Below are 6793 nucleotides of genomic sequence, written 5' to 3' on the forward strand. Positions count from 1 at the left end.
TTCCTTCTTCCTTCTTCCTTCTTCCTTCCTCCTGAACTCCTGACTCGGTGACTCCTGACTCCTTGATTCCTGTTATCTATTCTTTTTAGCAACCCACTCCACTACTAATACAGCCGCAATATTTATAGCTAGAGTTAAGGCAAATAAAATTAGACCTAAATAACTTAATGCCCCAATATGTAAGCCCGGTTCGGCTTCGGCAAATTCATTGGCTAAAACTGCGGGGATATTATATGCTGGATCTAAAAGAGATAGACTGATTTGGGCGGAGTTACCAATTAGCATTGTTACAGCCATTGTTTCTCCTAAAGCCCTACCCAGAGATAGCATTGTTGCACTAACCATCCCAGAAAATGCTGCTGGTAATAAGACTCGAAAAATTGTTTCCCAACGAGTTCCCCCTAAAGCCATAGATGAGCTACGTAACTCTTTAGGAATAACCATTAAAACATCACGAGAAATAGCTGCCATTGCGGGTAAGGTCATAATGGCGAGAACAATACCTGCTGTCAACATATTGTTGCCGGCAGGGTCTTGTGTATTAAATAGTGGGATAAAATTAAATGTGCTACCCAACCATTTTTCTATGGGGACTATGAAGGGAATAAAGATGAAAATTCCCCATAAACCAATAATTACACTGGGGATAGCGGCAATTAATTCGATGACAAAGGCTATGGTAGTTTTGACTGGATTTGGTAAAAAGTCTTCACTTGTGACTAAGGCTATGGATATGCCTACGGGTATAGTTAATAAAACAGCGATCGCACTGCTGACCAAAGTTCCGTAGATGTAAGGTAATGCCCCAAAAATTTGATTCCCTGTATCCCAATCTTGTCCCCATAAAAAGCCCAATCCAAATTTATCAATAGCTGGTTGTGCTTCTTTAAAAATCACCCAGGTCATGAGAAAGAGGATAGCTACAGTAATACCAGAGAAAATATACACTAGCCATGTAAATCCCTTATCAAACCAGAAATTAACGCCACCTGTCGATCTTAAATCAATATTTCCATCACTTAAATTAGCCATGATCAATAAAAAGTTTATGAAATCTGGTACATTAGATATAAGCGTTCACCAATCAGCCCGTAGGGGTAATTCATGAATTACCCCCACCAAATTAGGATGATCAAATTTAGCTACGTAACAGTCTAGATGACGGCTGAATGCTTACGTAAAAATTACTTAACGGTGCTATTTACTGTTTGGAGAACACGGTTCACAACATCACCAGGAATTTTGGTGTAGTTGAGGTCATCATTATACTGTTGACCATCTTTGAGTACCCAGTTAATCCATTTCTTCACAGCTTCAGCTTTAGTAGGAGTGGAATATTTGTGATAAACCATCATCCATGTCAAACCAACGATAGGATAACCTTGACTGGGATCTCCGATAAAAACGCGGTAGTTACTAGGAAAAGCTACATTGGATAAAGCTGAGTTAGCAGATGCTAAAGAAGGAGCGACAAATTCTCCTTTCTTATTTTGTACTTCCGCTGAATTTAGTTTGTTTTTAGCAGCGTAGTCATATTCAACATAACCAATAGATCCAGGGGTGCTTCTCACTAAAGCAGCTACACCAGGATTACCTTTACCTTTGAGGACGTTTGGTAAAGTCCATTTGGGAGCGGTGTTAGCTCCAATTCTGCCTTTGAAATAACCACTAATAGCACTTAAATGGTTGGTGAAAATAAATGTTGTACCACTACCATCAGCGCGAACTACAAATTTAATTGGACTATTTGGTAGATTTGCACCGGGGTTATCCGCTTTAATTTTTGGATCATTCCAGTTTTTAATTTGTCCAGAGAAAATTGCTGGTAATGTGGTACGAGATAATCTCAATTTGTTGACACCAGGTAAATTATAAACAACGGAAACGGCACCACCAGCAGTGGGTACTAAGATCACACCATTCTTAACTTTAGCGATTTCATCATCTTTCATCGCTGCGTCACTACCACCAAAGTCAACTGTTCCCGCAATGGTTTGACGAATACCACCACCACTACCAATGGCTTGGTAGTTAACTTTCAAGTCGGGGTATTTTTTCTTAACTTCACGAGCATAACGTTCGTACAAAGGAGCGGGAAAGGTTGCTCCAGCACCGTTTAAAGTTTGAGCTTGAGCGATCGCACTCAACATTGGACTCAATGCAACAGCCCCGGTTATGACTGAAGTGGCAACAACACGATTCAAAATGGTGGATAAAAAAGCCATACTGCCTCTTAAGTTTTTAGAAATACTTACTTAGGGAATTACATCCTGGTATTAATTTGATACTAAATAGTTAAGAGAAGATTAAGAAACGAACAATCTCAGTTTAAATTCAATTTAAACATTTAATTTTAAGTAGTCGGACAAAATTAAATTCACTCGTTGAGAGAGGGAACAGGGAACAGGTAATTGGTAATTGGTGATTGGTAATTGGTAATTGGTAATTGGTAATTGGTGAAAACTATTCTTCTTTCTTCTTCCTCCTTCCTCCTGAACTCCTGAACTCCTGAACTCCTGAACTCCTGAACTCCTGAACTCCTGACTCCTAATTCTATAAAATATCCTAGCAGTGTTATGTAAATAAACAGTCTGCTAGGAATACGTGGTATTATTTGCCATGTTTGAGCGGATTAGTATTTATTTATTTGCATAACAATACTTTTTTATCCCTAACCACAATAAACAAAAAAGGTGATAAATTGGTTAAGATAATTCATGTAAATGGTTAATTTGTGATTAAAATCAGAGTCCAAGATTGCTAACGGATGTATTTTTTTTGGTAATCTAAACTGGCACTTTCACGGGTTTTCATAGTCATGACAACCTTGACTGTGGCAAAACAAGTGATTAAAGAGAATTTTATGGCGCTCATAGTTCAAAAATACGGTGGTACATCAGTTGGTTCAGTTGAACGGATTCAAGCTGTTGCGACTAGAGTTAAAAAAACGGTCAAAGCTGGAAACTCTGTAGTAGTAGTGGTTTCAGCGATGGGTAAAACTACTGATGGGTTAGTGAAACTAGCTCATGATATCTCTAAAACTCCTAGTCGTCGGGAAATGGATATGCTGCTTTCTACGGGAGAGCAAGTTACTATTGCTTTACTAAGTATGGCATTGCAGGAAATTGGTCAACCAGCAATTTCGATGACTGGCGCTCAGGTGGGCATTGTTACCGAAGCAGAACACTCTCGCGCTCGGATTTTACATATTGAAACTGAACGCTTAATGCGGCAAATTAATGGCGGCAAAGTGGTTGTGGTTGCCGGGTTTCAAGGAATTAGCAGTACAGAAGAATTAGAAATTACTACTTTGGGACGTGGTGGTTCTGACACTTCCGCAGTGGCAATAGCCGCTGCTATCGGTGCAGATTTTTGTGAAATTTATACAGATGTCCCCGGAATTTTAACTACAGATCCGCGCCTTGTTCCCCAAGCTCAATTATTGACAGAAATCACTAGTGATGAAATGCTGGAATTGGCTAGTTTAGGGGCGAAGGTATTACATCCCAGGGCTGTGGAAATTGCCCGCAATTATGGCGTTCCCCTGGTGGTACGGTCGAGTTGGACAGATCAGCCGGGAACTTGGGTAACAACGCCTCCAAGGCAAGATCGGGCGTTAGTGAATTTAGAATTAGCTCGACCTGTGGATGCTGTGGAGTTTGATATTCAACAGGCTAAGGTGGCTTTATTGCGTGTTCCTGATAGACCAGGGATAGCAGCCCAGTTATTTGGGCAAATTTCCCAGGAAAATGTTGATGTGGATTTAATTATTCAGTCTATTCATGAAGGTAATACTAATGACATTGCTTTTACAGTAAATACTTCAATATTAAAACGGGCGGAAGCAGTATCATCGGCTATAGCACCGATATTTAAAAATCAGCATAGTTCAGATGAAGCGGAAGTAATAGTAGAAAAAGATACTGCTAAAGTGAGTATTGTCGGGGCGGGAATGATTGGTCGTCCGGGGGTAGCAGCGCAGATGTTTAAAACTTTGGCTGATGCTGGTGTAAATATTCAGATGATTTCTACCAGTGAAGTTAAGGTGAGTTGTGTTGTTGATGCGGTAGATTGCGATCGCGCTATAGCTGCCCTCTGTCACACCTTTGAAATTAATTCTTCCTCTACTGCTTTAGCTTCTCCTGGTGCTAATACCCCTGCTGTGCGTGGTGTTGCGCTGGATATGAATCAAGCGCGAATTGCGATTCGGCAAGTACCAAATCGTCCGGGTATGGCCGCCAAATTGTTTGGATTTTTGGCAGAATATAATATCAGTGTGGATATGATTATTCAATCTCAACGGTGTCGAATAGTAGATGGTGTTCCCCGTCGAGATATTGCCTTTACTGTAGCGAGAATGGACGCAGAAAATGCCCAACAGAAATTACAGCAAGTTGCAGCGGAGTTTGATTGGGGTGAGGTAGTATTAGATCAGGCGATCGCTAAGGTGAGTATAGTTGGTTCTGGGATGGTGGGACAACCAGGGATTGCTGCCAAAATGTTTACAGCTTTAGCCAAAAATCACATCAATATTCAAATGATTGCTACTTCAGAAATTAAAATTAGTTGTGTTGTGGGAGAAGATGAAGGGGTGAAAGCTTTGCAAGTTATTCACTCAGCTTTTGATTTGGCTGGAAGTGAAAAATTTGTAGTTCCAGTCTGATTTTTCTTTTAATTGCAGCATTCGGAGAAATTTCCGGGTGCTACAGTTTTTGGCCATGGTTAAGATTAGGAACAAGCATTTTAAAGTCTCACGCAAAGGCGCAAAGGCGCAAAGGAAGACAAAAAATATAAGTACAAGAATAAATGAACGCAGATGAATTAATGAATTTCATGATTGTGTGCTGTTCTATTTCTTGTTAATAGGATTTACCATCACTACCAAAGTATTCTCGATAAGCACAAACTTGATTGTCTCGAATATCAAAAGCAACTGCAACCCGATTTTTATAAGGATTGCCAAATAAGTTACCTTCATCCCGAAATTCAAAAATCACGGTTTTTTCATTGCTAGTAATATTGTCTAAAGAAGTAATCTTAATTCCTGGTTGAAAAGCTTCAGAAACATATTCAAAAAACTCTTTTGCGCGTTCTTTGCCCGTATTTAACCCGTGAAATTTTCCCATAGGAAACCAAAAGGTAAAATCATCCGTTAGCATATCTAAAAATGCTTGCCAATTACCAGTTTCTAAGCCTTGTGTAAAATAGACAAATGCTTGTTGAGCAATTCTTAAAGTGTTTTCTGATTCTGTCTTCATCTATTTATTCCTGATTGTTCATAATTTACCACGCTAACAGCGTGGTAATCAAAATTATGCCAGTCTGCGTTTAACTTCTTCTGGTAAATCTGCCAAAGCTACTTCAATTTGTTCACCACTTTGCAAATCTTTCAATGATGATTTTTGTGCTGCTGCTTCTTCCGCACCAATAATTACACAAAATCTAATACCCTGTTTATCTGCGGCTTGAAATTGTTTACCTAAAGGGCGTTTTTCAAAGTTAGTCACAACATTAATTCCCCCTTGACGTAACTGTTGAGATACTTGTAAATAAACAGGCATTAAATCCTCTTGCATATTCACTACTACCACTTGAGTAGGAGTTGCAGATAAAGTATTGAGAATACCCGCTTTTAACAACCTGCTAATTAACCGAGTTAAACCAATAGAAATACCCACACCAGGCATTTTTTCACCGATAAATGTTCCCACTAATTCTTCATATCTACCACCAGAACAAATACTCCCCAAAGCTGCATGACCTAATAAGGTAGTTTCATAAACTGTTCCAGTATAGTAATTTAAACCACGAGCAATAGATAAATCAATACAGAAACGTTTATCAGCAACTCCTAAATTTCTAACTCCATTAATTACAGTTTCTAATTCAGTTACTCCTAAATTAAATTGTTCTGCTTCTGGCAAATTCTCAGCCAGGTGTTTGAGTTTATCTAAAACATCATCAATACTACCATCAATTTTCACAAACTCAATAATTTTTTCCGTTTGTTCTGAGGAAATACCTTCTGTCTCTAACTCTTGTTTAACTTTAGCTTCGCCAATTTTTTCCAAATTATCAATAATACTAATGCAGGTTTTAATTTGGTTTTCAGCAACTCCTACTGATTGGAAAAATCCTGTCAGGATTTTGCGGTTATTAATGCGAATAACAAAATCACCAATATTAATCTTTTCAAATATTTCCGTGATAATTGCGGGCATTTGGGCATCATAAAGTAAACTCAGTTTACCACGAGCAACTACATCTATATCACATTGCCGAAACTGTCGAAATCGTCCATCTTTTGCCCGTTCACCCCGAAATACCATATCCATTTGATAACGAGCAAAAGGAAAAGTTAATTCATTTAAGTGACGAGCAATATAAGCAGCAAAAGGAACAGTTTGATCAAATTTCAAAGCTCTTGCTTCTGAACCTGTTTCTCCAGATTTATCCTTTTCTGCTTGGCGATTTGGTGGTAAAATTGGCTCAATACCATAAATAATATTGTCACCTTGATTACCTTTAGCTTGTAGAACTTCTAACCTTTCCACTGCTGGGGTTTCAATGGGTGTAAAACCATAACTTTCAAAAACTTTGCGAATAATATCTAGTAAATATACTTCAAGACGCTTTTCACTAGGCAGAAATTCAGGAAATCCGCTCGGAGTAGAAAAGTTAATTTTGTCACTTTTAGTCATGTTTTTACCTTAATAAATGGGAAATTAACCACAGACTATTATCTTATCTTTTATTTACAGCACATAAGAGGATGTTTGAAAAGTATCAGAAT

Annotated in this window: 5 protein-coding genes; 1 reads left to right on the forward strand and 4 read right to left on the reverse strand. The window is 38.6% G+C overall.

All coding sequences use genetic code 11. The annotated features are described in order from the left end of the window. Nucleotides 1-72: 72 nt before the first annotated feature. Together pstC and pstS are read right to left on the reverse strand one after the other, a co-directional pair. Nucleotides 73-1032, reverse strand: a complete 960-nt coding sequence (gene pstC, locus FJR06_RS10735) for a phosphate ABC transporter permease subunit PstC (RefSeq protein ID WP_168651407.1) — start codon at nucleotides 1030-1032, stop codon at nucleotides 73-75. 152 nt (nucleotides 1033-1184) lie between these two features. Further along, the gene (gene pstS, locus FJR06_RS10740; protein ID WP_168651408.1) at nucleotides 1185-2225 is read right to left on the reverse strand and encodes a phosphate ABC transporter substrate-binding protein PstS; all 1041 of its coding nucleotides are present in this window, start codon (nucleotides 2223-2225) and stop codon (nucleotides 1185-1187) included. Between the two features lie 638 nt (nucleotides 2226-2863). Between pstS and FJR06_RS10745 the strand changes: the two genes are divergently transcribed. Beyond that, nucleotides 2864-4663 carry an aspartate kinase gene (locus FJR06_RS10745; RefSeq protein ID WP_168651410.1) on the forward strand — a complete coding sequence of 600 codons (1800 nt, stop codon included), beginning with the start codon at nucleotides 2864-2866 and terminating at the stop codon, nucleotides 4661-4663. A gap of 196 nt (nucleotides 4664-4859) precedes the next feature. On the opposite strand, the gene FJR06_RS10750 is transcribed toward FJR06_RS10745, so the two are convergent. Beyond that, nucleotides 4860-5258, reverse strand: a complete 399-nt coding sequence (locus tag FJR06_RS10750) for a nuclear transport factor 2 family protein (RefSeq protein WP_168651409.1) — start codon at nucleotides 5256-5258, stop codon at nucleotides 4860-4862. A gap of 54 nt (nucleotides 5259-5312) precedes the next feature. After that, nucleotides 5313-6701, reverse strand: coding sequence for a histidine--tRNA ligase (hisS, locus tag FJR06_RS10755; protein ID WP_168633787.1), 1389 nt, complete (start codon nucleotides 6699-6701; stop codon nucleotides 5313-5315). Nucleotides 6702-6793 lie beyond the last annotated feature (92 nt).

It is taken from the genome of Dolichospermum sp. UHCC 0352 (genome assembly GCF_009711925.1).
GTDB lineage: Bacteria > Cyanobacteriota > Cyanobacteriia > Cyanobacteriales > Nostocaceae > Dolichospermum > Dolichospermum lemmermannii.

Coding starts and splice junctions, on each gene's coding strand:
- pstC (WP_168651407.1), bottom strand. CDS start 1,032: ATGGCTAATTTAAGTGATGGAAATATTGATTTAAGATCGACAGGTGGC.
- pstS (WP_168651408.1), bottom strand. CDS start 2,225: ATGGCTTTTTTATCCACCATTTTGAATCGTGTTGTTGCCACTTCAGTC.
- FJR06_RS10745 (WP_168651410.1), top strand. CDS start 2,864: ATGGCGCTCATAGTTCAAAAATACGGTGGTACATCAGTTGGTTCAGTT.
- FJR06_RS10750 (WP_168651409.1), bottom strand. CDS start 5,258: ATGAAGACAGAATCAGAAAACACTTTAAGAATTGCTCAACAAGCATTT.
- hisS (WP_168633787.1), bottom strand. CDS start 6,701: ATGACTAAAAGTGACAAAATTAACTTTTCTACTCCGAGCGGATTTCCT.